Raw genomic sequence first — 13,532 nt, forward strand, 5'->3', positions numbered from 1 at the left:
AGATTGAAGTGACACGGACAGCGCAAAACGCGCCGAATTATACGTACGCAAGCTGTGCCGTCGAGTAGCTGTGGCGAAGCGTGCGCCGCTCGGTCGCGCTGAACCCCCGGGCCTGCGGCCTTGCGGCGCTTGCTATGATAGCTCAGCGCAAACCCAATAACGGCAAGGCTTCCAAAGAATTTAACGCGGAAGAGCCTTGTCGGCGCTGGGTTTGAGCATTGTCGTACTCGCGAACCCTTGCTGCCAAGGGCTTCGCGCGGTTAACCGGGTATCCCGTTGGATTTTGCCAACGCCCGCGGAGCCCCGCCCCATATGGGTTTGCGGCCAATTGGCGCTAGTTGCGCGTGCGTAGGTTAGGGTAGCCCCTTATCCCGGCGCGCGCGCCTCCTACCGTTTCGCTTTTCCGATGAGTGCCAAGCTGATCCCCGCCATTCCGGCTTTTCGCGACGACGGAACGCCGTTTTCGCCCGCCTACGACGACATTTATCACAGCGCCGCCGGTGCTTTCGCGCAGGCCGAGCACGTTTTTCTGCGCGGTAACGGCTTGCCGGAGCGTTGGCGCGGACGGCGCCTCGTCACCGTCGTCGAGACCGGCTTCGGCATCGGCGCGAACTTTTTGGCTACCTGGAAAGCCTGGCGCGCCGACCCCGAGCGCTGCGAGCGCCTGGCGTTCGTCTCGATCGAAAAGCATCCTTTCAGCGCCGCCGACCTGAACGCGCTCCATGCGCGTATGGTCGACGACGCCACGCTTGCGCCGTTGGCCGGACAATTGACGCAAGCGTGGCCGATACTGACGCCGGGGCTGCACCGCCTGGAGTTCGAGGACGGGCGCGTGACGTTGACGATTGCTTTCGGCGATGCGCTCGATCTCCTGCCGAGGCTTTGGCTGCGCGCGGATGCGTTCTATCTCGACGGTTTTTCTCCGGCCAAGAACCCCGATCTGTGGTCGCCGCCCGTCTTCAAGGCATTGGCCCGGCTCGCCGGCGAAGGCGCGACGCTCGCCACCTATAGCTGCGCAGGTCACGTGCGGCGTGGCTTGACCGACGCGGGTTTCGAATGCGAGAAGGCGCAAGGCTTCGCGGGCAAGCGCGCCATGCTCGCCGGCCGGTTCATGCCGCGCTGGCGCGTGCGGCGGCATGAGCCGCCGGTGCCGTTCGCCGCGAGCGAGCGCCACGCGATCGTCGTCGGCGCCGGTTTGGCCGGCTGCGCGCTGGCTGAACGGCTCGCCGCGCGCGGCTGGCGCATCACGATCGTCGAACGCCACCCGCACTCCGGGGCCGAGGCATCGGGCAACCCGGCAGGCGTGTTTCACCCGTTGATTTCGCGCGACGACAGCGTGGCCTCGAAAATCACGCGCGCCGGCTTTCTCTACGCCCTCAACCGGTGGCGCGCGCTCGAAAAGGCGGGACACGCGTTCGCGCGCACGCACGAAGGCTTGCTGCAAATCGCCGAAGACGAGCACGAGGCCCTCGCGCTGACCGAGGCCATCGACGCGAGCGGCTATCCGCAAACACTCGTGCAATCCGTATCGGCCGATCAAGCACGCGCGATCGCCGGCCTCGGCGTGCCGCGCGCGGGATGGTTCTATCCCGAAGGCGGAGCGCTCGATCCGGCCGCGCTGTGCGCGGCGCTGTGCGCGCAAGCGGGCGACGCGCTTACCTGGCGCACCGGCATTGCCGCGCAGACGATCGAACGCGACGGCGATGCGTGGACGGTCCTCGATGCCGGCGGCCGGACGATCGCGCGCGCCCCGGTCGTCGTCTTCGCCAATGCGCGTGACGCGGCGCGCCTCGCCGGCCTACGCTACGGTCAAACGCGCATCGTGCGAGGTCAACTGACGCGCCTGCCGCCGAGCGTCTCCCCTGGCCTGCGCGTACCGCTGATCGGCGACGGCTATGCCGTTCCGCTCGCGGACGGCTTACTGACCGGGGCCAGCTACGACGTCGACGATACCGGCGACGATTTACGCATCGAAAGCCATGCCGAAAACCTCGAACGCTTGGCCCGCCTGCTGCCGGGTTTCACCACGGTGCGCTCGATCGAGCCCGCGACGCTGGCCGGCCGCGTCGCGTTTCGCTGCGTGACGAGCGACCGTCTGCCGATGATCGGCCCGCTCGCCGACGAAGCCGCGAGCGCCGCTCGAGCTGACTCGCTGCGCGGTGCTTGGCCGCTCGACCTACCGCGCGCCTCGGGTCTATACGGCAGCTTCGCTTTCGGCTCGCGCGGCCTCGTGTGGGCATCGCTGGGCGCCGAACTCGTCGCCTCCCAACTCGAAGGCGAACCGTGGCCGCTCGAACGCGATCTGGCGGAAGCGCTCGACCCGGCCCGGCAACTGCAGCGCGCTTTACGACAGGGCGCGCTCGATCGAACTTAACTCGACAGCCTGAACTGACAACAATCCGGCCTGTTGCGCCAAGTTATCCACCGGCAGGTGTGGATAAGCAGGTGAATCGGCGGTGAAATGCGTGTGGGGCCGATGTGGACGTAAACGGGACAACTCTGGCCGCGCCGAAAATTGTCGAAAGTTATGCTTCGAATCCCGGGCGCCCCACACATGCTGCACATGCGGTTATGCCTTCACTAAGACGTTGATCTATCTCGGTAAGCAAGGGTTTTGCACAGATTTGCCGAACCCTTGTTAACTGCTACTACGTATACATACGTAAACAGTAAACCCTATCTAACCGCGCACGCCTCGGGACACGAACTGTCCAAGCACCAGCGAACCGCGGGAAGGCGCGCTTCCATCCGACCGAAACCCGGTGCGCAAGCCAGAACCAAGCCGGAATCGGCCATTTTTCCCCCGCAATACGAAATTACATGTCGTTTGTACCGAGATGGCGGCAAATGGACGATGAATGCTGCGAGTTGTAAGCAAGCTATGGCACAATCGGCGTTCCTCTTGCACAAGTTGCATGGCGGCGCACCGCTCGCGCGCCGCATCCATGGAGGCGGTGAAGCCATCCCGGCCAGTGTGAGCCGGCCGCAAGCATTACCGCTTCCGATCCGCCCGCGCCGGGCACGCGCCGCGCTCTGCCTGAGCGCTCGGCGTCACGCATCGCATCCGGCGCGTTTCGTCGCCGCCACGGTCGGCAGCCGCCGAACCGCCGGCAATCACCGTTTTCGTCCGCATGGCGGCATCTCGCCGCACAACCGGACAAGCAAGCCACGAGAATTCGCCGCGAGCGAGGTCTGCCGCCTTGCCCGGCCTATCCGTAAAGGAGCAGCTATCAGATGAAATCGGCGTTTTCCTTCCTTCCGCATTGGCCCTCCGTGCCCGATGCCGTCTTTTGGGCCGGCCTGGTCCTACTCGTCGCAGGCCTGCTGGGCGAGCTTTGCTACCGTGCTTGGCGGCTGCCGCGCATTTCGGGCTACGCCGTGATCGGTCTCATCGCGGGCACGGCCGGCTTCGGCACGGGCGCCATCGACGCGAGTTTCGGCGGCACGTTGCGCTTGTTGCTCGACGTCGCCTTGGGGCTGCTCTTGTTCGAGCTCGGCGGCCGCTTGGATCTGCGCTGGATTCGCCGTAACCCCTGGCTCGTGGCATCGAGTTTGGCCGAGGCCTCGTTGACCTTCGTACTCGTGCTGCTCGCCCTGTTGGCCGCGCATATCGGCGGCGCCGTCGCCACGGTGATCGCCGCCATCGCCATGTCGACCTCGCCGGCCATGGTGATTCAATTGAAGACCGAATTGCGGGCGGAAGGGCAAGTCACGCAGCGGCTCCTGACGCTAACGGCACTGAACAGCATGTACGCGGTCGTCATCGAGAAAATCGCCTCGGGTTGGCTGCATCAGGAAGTCTATGGGAACGTTTTCGCGACGATCGTGCAGCCGCTGTATCTGCTCGTCGGTTCGCTCGTGCTGGCTTACCTGCTCGCCAAGGCCTGCATGTTCTTCTATCGCTTCATGCAAGTGCAGGACGAACATTCGTTCGTCGCCTTGTTCGGCCTCGTGCTGCTCGCGATCGCCATCGCCCACCTGTTCAAGCTTTCGACGATCCTGAGCCTGCTCGCGGCCGGCATCATTGTGAAAAACCTCGAAGCCAAGCCCCAGCTTTGGCCCGAACACTTCGGCACGGCGGGATGGCTGCTCACCGTGATCCTGTTCGTCCTCACGTTGACCGCCTTCGAATGGCACGACATCGCGCTCGGCGGGCTCGCCGCGGTATTGCTCATCGTGGCTCGTTTCGTCGCCAAGCTCGTCGGCGTGCTCGCCTTCGCCAAGCCGAGCGGCATCGGTTACAAGCAGGGCGTGGCGCTCGGTTTGTCGCTCTCGCCGATGTCGGCGCTGGCCTATTTGCTCGTCGACGACACCTATGCGCTCTACCCGAACTTCGACCCCACGCTGCGCGCCGTCGTCATGTGCGCGATCGTCGTGTTGCAACTCGTCGGGCCCTGGCTCGTCTACCGCTCTCTTACGTTGGTCGGCGAACGGCGTACTTGAGCCCGCTCGCACTGCAAGGAAATCATCATGGCACTTGAACCGTTCATCAATTCCAAACCGTTCACGTTCGGCGTCGAGCTCGAGATCCAGGTCGTCAACACGCACGACTACGACCTGACGAAGGCCGCCTCCGATCTCATGCGGCTCGTGAAAGACCACAAGGTGCCCGGCAACATCACGCCCGAAATCACCGAGAGCATGATCGAGCTGTCCACGGGTATCTGCAATTCGCACGAGGAAGCGCTCTCGCAGTTGCGCACGCTGCGCGATACGCTCGTCGCGGCGGCCGATCAGCTCAACGTCGGTTTGGCCGGCGGAGGCACCCACGCGTTCCAGCAGTGGAGCGAGCGGCAAATCTTCGATGCGCCGCGCTTTCAGTACCTCTCCGAGCTGTACGGGTATTTGGCGAAGCAATTCACCGTATTTGGGCAACACGTGCACATCGGCTGTCCCGACCCGGACAGCGCGCTATTTCTGCTGCACGCGATGTCGCGATTCATTCCGCATTTCATCGCGTTGTCGGCTTCGTCGCCGTACGTGCAGGGGGTGGATACCGGATTCCATTCGGCACGGCTGAACTCGGTGTTCGCCTTCCCGTTGTCGGGCCGCGCACCGTTCGTGCTGACCTGGACGGCCTTCGAGGAATATTTTTCGAAGATGGTTGCAACGGGCGTGGTCAACAGCATGAAAGACTTTTACTGGGACATTCGACCGAAGCCCGGGTACGGCACCATCGAAGTTCGCGTCATGGATACGCCGCTGTCGGTCGACCGCGCGGCGGCGATCGCGTGCTACATCCAAACCTTGGCGCGGCACCTGCTCGTCGATCGGCCGTTCGTGCCGAAGGAGGACGACTATCTCGTCTACACGTTCAACCGGTTCGAAGCGTGCCGCTTCGGGCTCGGAGGAACCTGCATCAATCCGCAGACTGGAGAACGCCGGCCGATATTCGAGGATATCCTCGAGACGCTTCGCGTGATCGAGCCGCATGGCGAAGCGCTTCATTCCTCAGCCGCATTGCGCGAAATTGCCGGTATCGCACAAGGGCAAGTCAACGATGCGACTTGGCTGCGCACCGTCGTCGCAAAAGAAAAGTCGTTGCATGAAGCGGTTCGTCAGCAGTGCTTGCGATGGCGCGGGGTTTAGTTTGTTTACGTTTACACGTATACATACGTAGTAGTAGTTAACAAGGGGCCGGAGCGTCTGTGGAAAACTCGATTTTTTCTTGACGCTTCAACCACCTGGAGAAACCATAACCGTATGGTTCTCGCGTGTGGAACTGGCATGAGGCCGGGGCAACTCAAGAGGCATTTCAATTTGGTCCGATGTTATCCAGAAATGCCGCACAATCGTCTCGACTCGTTATACACGGCTTGTCCACAACCGCCACTGAATAACTTAGCTGTACTATTTTTCCTCGTCGCTTAAAATGGCGCGTCTGTCGGGTCCAAAGTCACACCGATGACGCGGCTTCGAGGTAAAACAAATGCGCTGATTGGCCCGTGACGGGCCGCCCTCGGGAGGGCGGGAATTACGTCGCAACGGGCGGGCGCTTCTGAAATAGTAAAATCGGCACGCCGTGAGCACGAGGCGAGCCGTCCCACGGGGCTGCCGGGGCGCCGCGAGGCAAGGCGCGAGCAGGCAACCGAATCAGCAGCGGCATGCTGTCAAATTGCGAAATAGCGAACAAAGACTATGAGCGAAGGTGTATACGGAGAGCAGGCTACCGGGCGCGTGACCCACAGCTTGCTACGCTTAAGCACGGCGATGCGCAGCCAAGCGTGGGAATGGGCTGAAAGCGCGGGGCTTACGCCTACGCAGGGGGAGATTCTCGTGCTGCTGATGCAGCGTAAGACTCCCATGCGGCTCGGGGAGATCGCTCGCGAGACGGCGCTCACGGCGGCCACCACGAGCGACGCGGTCAGCACGCTCGAAGCGAAAGGACTCATCGAAAAACGACGCACCACCGAGGACGGCCGCGCACTCGCGGTCAAGCTCACCGCTCGCGGCCGCACGGCTGCCAAGCGCGCTCAGCAGTGGCCCGATTTTCTCTCGGAGGCTATCGGCACGCTGCGCGACGAGGAACAAGCCGTCTTCTACCGCATGATGATCAAGATGATTCGCCAATTGGAAGTGCAAGGCGATATTCCGACGCATCGCATGTGTGTGACTTGCAAGTATTTCGAACCGAGCAAGAACCCGAAAAAAGTCGCGCATCGCTGCGCGGCCCTCGAATTGCCCATCGGCGACGCCGAGTTGAGGCTCGATTGCCCGGTGCACGAAGAGGCCGACTCGCTGACGCAAAAGAAAACCTGGAAGATCTTCGCGCAAAACGCCGCCTAGCCGGCTCGCGCGAACATCGTCCCCGCCCGCGGGGCGTGCCGACGTTGTGTTCCTGCAAAACGAATGAGATGCCGGTGCGCGCCGCCGCATTGTCCATGTTCGCCGTGAGGGATCGATGAATCGCGAAGCGCTCGCCGTCCGCCATGTGCACTTCGAGGATCTCGGCACGCTCGAACCCGTCCTAGGGGAGCGTGCGTGGTCGGTACGTTATCTCGATGTCGGGCTTGCCCGCGTGGATGCGCCTAGGCCCGAGGGGCCCGCGCTGACGGTCGTGCTGGGCGGTCCGATCGGCGCTGACGACGATCTGGCCTACCCGACGCTCAAGCCGCTGCTCGCGATGCTCGAAAAGCGCATTGCCGCGGGCCGGCCGACGCTCGGCATTTGTCTCGGCGCGCAATTGATCGCGCGCGTGCTCGGTGCACGCGTGCATAGCGCGGGCTGCAAGGAAATAGGCTGGTCGCCGCTATCGTTGACGCAAGCGGGGCTCGATTCGCCCGTGCGGCACCTCGACGAATCGCGCACCTCGATGTTTCATTGGCACGGCGATACGTTCGATTTGCCCTCCGGCGCCGTACGGCTTGCTTCCACCGCCGTTTGCGAGAATCAAGCATTCGCTTGGGGCTCGAATGTGTTGGCATTCCAATGTCATCCTGAAATCCGCGCCGATCGTTTCGAGCGCTGGCTGATCGGCAATGCCAACGAAATCGGTACGACGCCGGGGATCGACGCGACGCGTTTGCGCGCGGATACCGAGCGTTTCGGCCCGGCGCTGGAACGTGCCGCGCATGAGACGTTCGGCGAGTGGCTGGACTCGATCGCGGCTGCTCACGGATAAAGAAGATGCAAATTCGTCCGCGCGACGTTGAACGAAGTTGCCGTCCGCGTGTACGATTGGCGCTTTGTGATGTCGACGACGTCACTGCCTAGCGCGGCGCCCCTCCGGCGCCGCGTTTTCCATCCCGCGATCGAAAACGCACTGCCGCTTGAATGCGGCACCCAGGTTTTTCTGAGGATTTATCGATGAGTTCACGCAAGTTGGTCGTGCGCCAGTCCGGCGTGCATGGCAAGGGCGTATTTGCCGCCGTGCCGCTGAAGGAGGGTGAGCGTCTGCTGGAATACAAGGGTGAGCGCATCTCGTGGAAGGAAGCGTTGCGACGGCATCCGCACAATCCCGCCGAACCCAATCACACGTTCTACTTCGCGCTCGAGGACGGCCGCGTCATCGACGGCAAGGTGAACGGCAATAGCGCACGCTGGATCAACCACTCGTGCGCGCCCAATTGTGAAGCGGAGGAAGTCGATGGCCGCGTGTTCATCCATGCGTTGCGCGATATCGCGGCCGACGAGGAGCTTTTTTACGACTACGGCCTCGTGATCGACGCGCGCCAGACGAAGAAGCTCAAAAAGGAATACGCATGCCGATGCGGCGCGCGTAAGTGCCGCGGGACGATGCTTGCGCCCAAGCGCGGTAAAAACGGGAAAGGCTAGGCTTGCCGTGGGGCGATCGGCTTCGGGATCAGGGGTGCGCCGTTTGTGCCGTTTCCTGAGCCGCTTGCGTCCCGATCGCGAGCGGCAGGCGTAGCACGAAGCGCGCGCCGCCTCCCGTGGCGTCCTCGTAACGCACGCTGCCGCCGTGCAGGTTGACGATGTCGTGGACGATCGCGAGGCCCAAGCCCGCACCCGATTCGACGCCCGGATCGGCGGCATCTCCGCGAAAGAAACGTTTGAACAAATCGGCTTGCAAGGCGGCCGGCACGCCCGAGCCGTTGTCCTCGACGGCGATCTCCGCGAAGCGCACGCCGTGTTCGTCGGCCGTTTCTCCCACCGTGACGGTGACGTTGCCGTCCGGTCTCGCCGACGGCAAATACTTGAGTGCGTTATCCAGCAAATTCGCGATGACTTCGCGCAGCAGCACCGGGTTGCCGCGTACGTTGAGCGGTTTGTCTTGCGCCGCTCCATCCAAACGTTGATAACCGAGGTCCACGTGGGCGGCCAATGCGCGCGGTACCCATTCAGCCCCCGTTTCGAACGCCAGCGCGGCGATGTCGAGTTCGGCGAAGCGCGCCGCTTGCGCACCCGGCTCCGCCCGGGCGAGCGATAACAATTGGTTCGATAGTCGCACGGCGCGATCCGCGGCGGCTCGCAACTCGTGCACGGCCGAGAGCGTCTGATTCGGATCGCGCGCGTTGGCCGCCTGCTCCGCGTGAAGTTTGACGGCCGTCAGCGGCGTGCGAAGCTGATGCGCCGCATCGGCGATGAATTTTCGCTGCGCATCGAGGGCCGTCTTCAGCCGCACGACGAGCGCGTTCATGGCGCTCGTCAGCGGTTGAATCTCCATCGGCACGAACGTCTCATCGACGGGTTCGAGCGACATATGGGTCTGCCGGTTCAACGAATCGGCCAGCGCCGTCAACGGATTGAGCTGCTGATTGACCACGCGCCAAACGATGCCCCACCCCGCAAAGAGCAGCAGCAGCAGCGGCATCATGATCGCGACGAGGAATTCGGCGGCGATGCGGTACCGATAACGCAGCGGCTGAGCGACTTCGACGATGATCGGGTTGCCGACGTCCTGCAGTACGCGCACCTGCGCCACGCGCACGTGCATGCCTTGGAATTGCGCTTCGAAGACGTAGGCCGCGCGCTGCTCGCGCACCTGCGTGCCGAATAAAGGCAATTCCTTTTCGCCCGCGATTTCGTGTTCGCCGTCGCTGATGCGGTAGATCAGTCGGTCGTTCGGATCGGAGAACATCGCTTGGGCGAGCGGCGGCACCGTCGAGCGTGCGTTCGGACCGGCGATTTGCACCTGCTTCGAGATCGCCGTCGCGAGGTCGGCCAACGAGCGATCGATGACGTGTTGCGTGTATTGCCAAGCGAGCCAATACGCGATGAGGCCGCTCATCAGCGCGAGCATGGAGAGCGGCGCGGCGAGCCGGCGCAAAAGCGAGCGGCGCAAGCTGGTCGCGGCGGGGCGCTGCATGGTGGCGGTCGCTCTCAGACGGGAAGGAAACGATGACGATGGCGCGTTCGGCCGCGGGCCGGCGCGGCGAGGCGCGGACGGCCCAGGCGTGCTCATCTCAAGACGCTTGGCGGATTTCCTGCAACAGATAGCCGAAACCGCGCACCGTCACGATTTCGACGCGGCAGTTTTCCAGCTTTTTGCGCACTCGGTGCACGTAGACTTCGATCGCCGTATCGCCGAGGTCGCCGCCGAAGTGCGTCAGGTGGTCCTGCAATTGCGCTTTGCTGACGACGCGGCCATGGCGCAGCAGCAGCATCTCGAGCACGGCGAATTCGCGCGGGGACAGCTCGAGCGGCTTATCGTCGTTGAAGATGCGGCGATCGACGCCCGATAGGCGGACACCGCCCAGCGATACTTCGGGCCGCGGCACGTCGCTATGCGGGCCGCTGCGGCGCATGACCGCGCGAATCCGCGCTTCGAGCTCGGCGGGCTCGAATGGCTTGAGCATGTAGTCGTCGGCGCCAGCATTGAGTCCTTGTACGCGGTCGTTCAATTCGTCGCGCGCCGTCAGCACGATGACGGGCGTGTGGCGGTTCGACTGGCGAAAGCGCGAGAGCAGCGTCATGCCGTCGATGCCGGGCAGGCCCAAATCGAGGATGACCAGTTCGTGGCGGTTTTGCGTGAGGGCCTGCTCGGCAAAGATGCCGTCGTGGACCATATCGACGGTGAAGCCGGCTTGTTCCAGGCTGCTTTGAATGCCGCGCGCGATAGGGCGGTCGTCTTCGATCAGAAGGAGTCGCATAAGATTCGCTCAAGTACAATGGATTACGCGTTCTTGGCACGCCGACCGGCGATGCCTTCGCCACACAGCAAAGCGTGCCGCAGCAAGTGAAGCTTCGGCGCTCCCAAACGATCACGAACATGTCCGAGATCACGATCAACGAACTGGAAGCCGCGATCAATTTTTGGCGCGCCCGCTCGCCCTCGAGCGGCGATGAGCTCAGCTTGTGCAAGGAGGCTAGCGCACTGTCCAAGCCGTATGCGCTGATGATTGTACAGCGTCGTGGCACCGTATCGTCGGACGGGCTCGATGCGGCCGCGCGCGATGCGTGGGAAGCATACGTACGAGCCGGGCGCGATTAAGCGCGATCGCCGGGACTGCGTTAGCCGCGCATCCGTTTCGCGGCGTCCTCGATGAAATGCGCGAGTTCGATGTCGCGCTCGGTCACGCCCCCCGCATCGTGCGTCGTCAGCGTGATATCCACCGTGTGATAGACGTTGAACCATTCGGGGTGGTGGTTCATTTCCTGCGCTTTGATCGCGACGCGCGTCATGAACCCGAACGCTTCGTTGAAATCGGCGAACTTGAATTGCCGGTGGATGGCGTCGCGCCCCGTCACGGCTTGCCAGCCGCTCAGTTCCGAGAGTTGCTTCGCGCGTTCCTCCGAAGTCAGTTTGTGGATCATAACAATCACCTCCATTCGTTTTAGCCGGGGGCGGGGATCGACCCGATCGCCGCGCGCCATGGCCGCTCGGTCATTCTTTCACAAGTAGGGGCGGCACGCTTGGCGCGGCGGCGCCGGCCTGCGCGGCCGGCTCATGCGGGCTCGGTTGCGTTCAAACGTCGCCTTCGTGCGCCCAGCCCTCGCCGGTGCCTCGCGCGATCACGGTGTCGCCCGGCGCGATTTCGCCGGCGGCGAGTGCCGGGGCATCGGCGAATGCGTCGATCAGCGCGGCGAAGTCGGCCTGCGCGATGGCGAACAGTTGGCGGAAATCGTCGATGACGAAGTAGGTCTTTTGGAACGTGTCGATCCGATACCGTGTGCGCAAGACCCGCTCGAGGGCGAAGCCGAGCCGGTTCGGGCTGTCGCTCTCCAGACTGTAGAGCGTCTCGCTATGGCTCGAAACAATCCCCGCGCCGTAAATGCGCACGCCACCCGTCGCCGATGCGTCGCGCATCAAGCCGAATTCCACGGTGTACCAATAGAGCCGAGCAAAGAGCGGCAGGGCTCGCGCGTCATGCGCGAAGGCGAGCGCGGCGCGACCGTATGCCTCGATGTAATTGGCGAAGACAGGATCGATCAAAAGCGGCACATGGCCGAATAGATCGTGAAAGCAATCGGGCTCTTGCAGGTAGTCGAGCTGCTCCGGCCGGCGCATCCACCACGTCACCGGAAAGCGCCGGTTGGCGAGATGCTCGAAGAATACGCGATCGGGGACGAGACCAGGTACCGGCACGATCTCGAAACCGGTCGCGGCGCCGAGCCGGCGATTGAGCGCCGCGAAGGACGGCACATGCTGCGCGGGCAAATCGAGCTTGGCCAATCCCGCGAGGAATTCGTCGCATACGCGGCCCTCGAGCAGCGCGGCTTGACGCGCATACAACTGGGCCCAAACGGCGTGATCGGTAGCGTCATACCGCTCGAGCGGCTGCTCGATCTTGAAATCGTCGCGCGGGACGAGGCGTGTTTCGAAGCTTTCGTTGAGCTCGGCGGTGGCTGACATGGTGAGGGCCTGCATGAATGTGTCGTTCGATGCAAGTGTAGTGCGGGCCCCGCGCGGAAAGGGCGCAATATGGGTGTATGCGACGCGTTGTATGCGATAATTGCGCGCGTTAACCCATATTCATGCGGAAATCGCTCATGCTCGACCTCGATCACTTCGATTTGGCGTTGCTCGAAGTGCTGCAACGCTTCGGCCGTGCCACGCATCAGCAACTCGGCGAGCGCGTGCCGCTTTCGCCCTCGCAGATCGGCCGCCGGCTGCAACGGCTCGAAGCGCTCGGCGTGATCGACGGCTATCGCGTCGTACTGAGGCCGGAGAAACTCGGCCTCGGCGTCATGGCGTTCACGAGTCTTAAATTGAAGCACCACGGAGATTCGATCGTGGAACAGTTCCAGCAACAGATCGACGTGCTGCCTGAAGTGCTCGAATGCCACGCGGTGGTCGGCGACGCCGACTATTTGCTGCGCATCGTCGCCCCGGATTTGAACGCGCTGTCGTCGTTCGTCATGAAAAAGCTGATGCGCGTACCGGGCGTCGATAGCGTGCGCTCGAATATCGTCCTCACGACGTTCAAGCGCAACGGCCCGCTACCGCTCGATCATCTGTCGCCGGGGACGGCGCCCGCCTGAGGCCGCCGGCATGCGCCGCCCTTTATGCAGCCGCGGCTTCTACGCGGCGCGCTTGCCGAGGCCCTCGTTGAGCAGATCGACGTAGGCCACGGCCACGAGATCGGCCTGCGATACGCCGAGCTTGGCGAACAGCGCGTGCGCTTCGGCCGCGCCGTCTTCCTCGTCGTCGTCGGGTGCCAGGACGACTTCGAGTTCGACGAAATCTCCGAGCCCATCGACCCGATCGAGGTGGATCCGGGTCCGCCCGGCCAGATAGACGTGGCGTTCCTTGGTCACGATGCCGCGCGTCGTCAGCGCTTGCGCGAGCAACGCGTGCATGGCGTCGGCATTCGTCACGGGGCTGCGCGAGTAATACGAAGCCTTCGGTCCGTCGCGATCGTCGCGCTGGTAGAAGATCAGCTCGGCGGGCGTGCCGTCATCGAATTGACGCAGTTTCAGACGTCCGCGCGGCACGTCGTAGAAGAAATCTTGTTGACGAAAGATGAGCGGCGCGTCGTCCGACAGCGCGGCCGCGCGTTCGCGCAGTTCTTCGAATGCGCGGGCGTGCGCTTTGAGTTCAATATTGCGTGCCATGTCGAGCTCCTGAGCAAACGTGAAGTGAGTCGGGGCGGCCGGCCGAGCGGGAGCGGATCGAACGCATCGATGAGCCG

General features: G+C 63.3%; 13 protein-coding genes. 8 read left to right on the plus strand and 5 right to left on the minus strand.

Annotated elements, in window-relative coordinates:
* Nucleotides 1-406: 406 nt before the first annotated feature.
* From mnmC to DXT59_RS04755, 6 genes are all read left to right on the plus strand, one after another.
* Entirely contained in the window at nucleotides 407-2,374 is a 1,968-nt protein-coding gene (mnmC, locus tag DXT59_RS04730; RefSeq protein WP_116135767.1) for a bifunctional tRNA (5-methylaminomethyl-2-thiouridine)(34)-methyltransferase MnmC2/FAD-dependent 5-carboxymethylaminomethyl-2-thiouridine(34) oxidoreductase MnmC1, read from the plus strand.
* Nucleotides 2,375-3,234: 860 nt separating this feature from the next.
* Nucleotides 3,235-4,443 carry a cation:proton antiporter gene (locus DXT59_RS04735; protein WP_116135768.1) on the plus strand — a complete coding sequence of 403 codons (1,209 nt, stop codon included), beginning with the start codon at nucleotides 3,235-3,237 and terminating at the stop codon, nucleotides 4,441-4,443.
* 27 nt (nucleotides 4,444-4,470) lie between these two features.
* The gene (locus DXT59_RS04740) at nucleotides 4,471-5,589 is read left to right on the plus strand and encodes a YbdK family carboxylate-amine ligase (RefSeq protein ID WP_116135769.1); all 1,119 of its coding nucleotides are present in this window, start codon (nucleotides 4,471-4,473) and stop codon (nucleotides 5,587-5,589) included.
* A 549-nt stretch (nucleotides 5,590-6,138) separates the two neighbouring features.
* Nucleotides 6,139-6,786, plus strand: coding sequence for a MarR family winged helix-turn-helix transcriptional regulator (locus tag DXT59_RS04745; protein WP_116135770.1), 648 nt, complete (start codon nucleotides 6,139-6,141; stop codon nucleotides 6,784-6,786).
* Between the two features lie 115 nt (nucleotides 6,787-6,901).
* Nucleotides 6,902-7,621, plus strand: a complete 720-nt coding sequence (locus tag DXT59_RS04750) for a glutamine amidotransferase (RefSeq protein ID WP_116135771.1) — start codon at nucleotides 6,902-6,904, stop codon at nucleotides 7,619-7,621.
* A 185-nt stretch (nucleotides 7,622-7,806) separates the two neighbouring features.
* Complete coding sequence (locus DXT59_RS04755) at nucleotides 7,807-8,274, plus strand: SET domain-containing protein (protein WP_116135772.1); 468 nt, start codon at nucleotides 7,807-7,809, stop codon at nucleotides 8,272-8,274.
* A gap of 28 nt (nucleotides 8,275-8,302) precedes the next feature.
* Here the strand turns inward: DXT59_RS04755 and DXT59_RS04760 are convergent, their stop codons facing one another.
* Nucleotides 8,303-9,766: a sensor histidine kinase gene (locus DXT59_RS04760; RefSeq protein WP_116135773.1), complete on the minus strand. Its 1,464-nt coding sequence runs from the start codon at nucleotides 9,764-9,766 to the stop codon at nucleotides 8,303-8,305.
* Nucleotides 9,767-9,863: 97 nt separating this feature from the next.
* Nucleotides 9,864-10,550 carry a response regulator transcription factor gene (locus DXT59_RS04765; RefSeq protein ID WP_116135774.1) on the minus strand — a complete coding sequence of 229 codons (687 nt, stop codon included), beginning with the start codon at nucleotides 10,548-10,550 and terminating at the stop codon, nucleotides 9,864-9,866.
* 119 nt (nucleotides 10,551-10,669) lie between these two features.
* On the opposite strand from DXT59_RS04765, the gene DXT59_RS04770 reads away from it, so the two are divergent.
* A complete protein-coding gene (locus tag DXT59_RS04770; protein ID WP_116135865.1) occupies nucleotides 10,670-10,891 on the plus strand; it encodes a DUF3717 domain-containing protein in 222 nt (73 codons plus the stop codon).
* A gap of 20 nt (nucleotides 10,892-10,911) precedes the next feature.
* On the opposite strand, the gene DXT59_RS04775 is transcribed toward DXT59_RS04770, so the two are convergent.
* Nucleotides 10,912-11,229 (minus strand): 4a-hydroxytetrahydrobiopterin dehydratase, encoded by a 318-nt coding sequence (locus tag DXT59_RS04775; RefSeq protein ID WP_275895762.1) that lies wholly within the window; start codon nucleotides 11,227-11,229, stop codon nucleotides 10,912-10,914.
* 136 nt (nucleotides 11,230-11,365) lie between these two features.
* The gene (gene phhA / locus DXT59_RS04780; RefSeq protein ID WP_240324402.1) at nucleotides 11,366-12,253 is read right to left on the minus strand and encodes a phenylalanine 4-monooxygenase; all 888 of its coding nucleotides are present in this window, start codon (nucleotides 12,251-12,253) and stop codon (nucleotides 11,366-11,368) included.
* Between the two features lie 137 nt (nucleotides 12,254-12,390).
* On the opposite strand from phhA, the gene DXT59_RS04785 reads away from it, so the two are divergent.
* A complete protein-coding gene (locus DXT59_RS04785; RefSeq protein WP_162877952.1) occupies nucleotides 12,391-12,882 on the plus strand; it encodes an Lrp/AsnC family transcriptional regulator in 492 nt (163 codons plus the stop codon).
* Between the two features lie 39 nt (nucleotides 12,883-12,921).
* Here DXT59_RS04785 and DXT59_RS04790 read toward each other — a convergent pair whose 3' ends face one another.
* A complete protein-coding gene (locus DXT59_RS04790) occupies nucleotides 12,922-13,455 on the minus strand; it encodes a class IV adenylate cyclase (protein ID WP_116135778.1) in 534 nt (177 codons plus the stop codon).
* Nucleotides 13,456-13,532: the final 77 nt, after the last annotated feature.

The sequence above is a fragment of the Trinickia diaoshuihuensis genome, assembly GCF_003390925.1.
Lineage (GTDB): Bacteria > Pseudomonadota > Gammaproteobacteria > Burkholderiales > Burkholderiaceae > Trinickia > Trinickia diaoshuihuensis.

Bases quoted from the DNA above. Each gene is read 5' to 3' on its own strand.
- DXT59_RS04775 (WP_275895762.1), bottom strand. From the start codon at position 11,229: ATGGAGGTGATTGTTATGATCCACAAACTGACTTCGGAGGAACGCGCG.
- DXT59_RS04745 (WP_116135770.1), top strand. From the start codon at position 6,139: ATGAGCGAAGGTGTATACGGAGAGCAGGCTACCGGGCGCGTGACCCAC.
- DXT59_RS04760 (WP_116135773.1), bottom strand. From the start codon at position 9,766: ATGCAGCGCCCCGCCGCGACCAGCTTGCGCCGCTCGCTTTTGCGCCGG.
- DXT59_RS04765 (WP_116135774.1), bottom strand. From the start codon at position 10,550: ATGCGACTCCTTCTGATCGAAGACGACCGCCCTATCGCGCGCGGCATT.
- DXT59_RS04740 (WP_116135769.1), top strand. From the start codon at position 4,471: ATGGCACTTGAACCGTTCATCAATTCCAAACCGTTCACGTTCGGCGTC.
- DXT59_RS04750 (WP_116135771.1), top strand. From the start codon at position 6,902: ATGAATCGCGAAGCGCTCGCCGTCCGCCATGTGCACTTCGAGGATCTC.
- mnmC (WP_116135767.1), top strand. From the start codon at position 407: ATGAGTGCCAAGCTGATCCCCGCCATTCCGGCTTTTCGCGACGACGGA.
- phhA (WP_240324402.1), bottom strand. From the start codon at position 12,253: ATGTCAGCCACCGCCGAGCTCAACGAAAGCTTCGAAACACGCCTCGTC.
- DXT59_RS04790 (WP_116135778.1), bottom strand. From the start codon at position 13,455: ATGGCACGCAATATTGAACTCAAAGCGCACGCCCGCGCATTCGAAGAA.
- DXT59_RS04735 (WP_116135768.1), top strand. From the start codon at position 3,235: ATGAAATCGGCGTTTTCCTTCCTTCCGCATTGGCCCTCCGTGCCCGAT.
- DXT59_RS04755 (WP_116135772.1), top strand. From the start codon at position 7,807: ATGAGTTCACGCAAGTTGGTCGTGCGCCAGTCCGGCGTGCATGGCAAG.
- DXT59_RS04770 (WP_116135865.1), top strand. From the start codon at position 10,670: ATGTCCGAGATCACGATCAACGAACTGGAAGCCGCGATCAATTTTTGG.
- DXT59_RS04785 (WP_162877952.1), top strand. From the start codon at position 12,391: ATGCTCGACCTCGATCACTTCGATTTGGCGTTGCTCGAAGTGCTGCAA.